Genomic DNA, 405 nt, shown 5'->3' on the forward strand with positions numbered 1-405 from the left:
GATCCGAGCATTGCAATCTTCATGTTTAATAGCCTCTATTTCTTAAAAGATAACTCTATCTTTAATTGGTGGACTTAGTATAAAAGATAAACTTATCTTTTGTCAACGTTGTCGTTTCAGAATAAACCGGTTATATTAGTACCATGAAGAAAAAAGATGAATCGAAGTATGAGACAATTATTCAGGCAGCGATACAGATTATCGTGACTGAAGGGGCGGCTAGTTTATCAACAACGAAGGTCGCCAAGGCCGTTGGTATCTCGCAATCCAACATCTATATTTACTTTAATAATAAGGCTGATATGCTAACGCAAGTCTTTGAACATGAGCAAGCAGTTATGCGTGACATGTTGGTCACATCAATAACGACTGAGCCGACTCTGGCTGGGAAGGTGCGTGTCTGGT

Annotated in this window: 1 protein-coding gene; it reads left to right on the forward strand. The window is 39.3% G+C overall.

The annotated features are described in order from the left end of the window. Positions 1-143: 143 nt before the first annotated feature. Positions 144-405, forward strand: a 262-nt coding sequence (locus KH400_RS21655; protein WP_217228172.1) for a TetR/AcrR family transcriptional regulator, incomplete at its 3' end; no start/stop codon positions are given.

It is taken from the genome of Desertibacillus haloalkaliphilus (assembly GCF_019039105.1).
Lineage (GTDB): Bacteria > Bacillota > Bacilli > Bacillales > KJ1-10-99 > Desertibacillus > Desertibacillus haloalkaliphilus.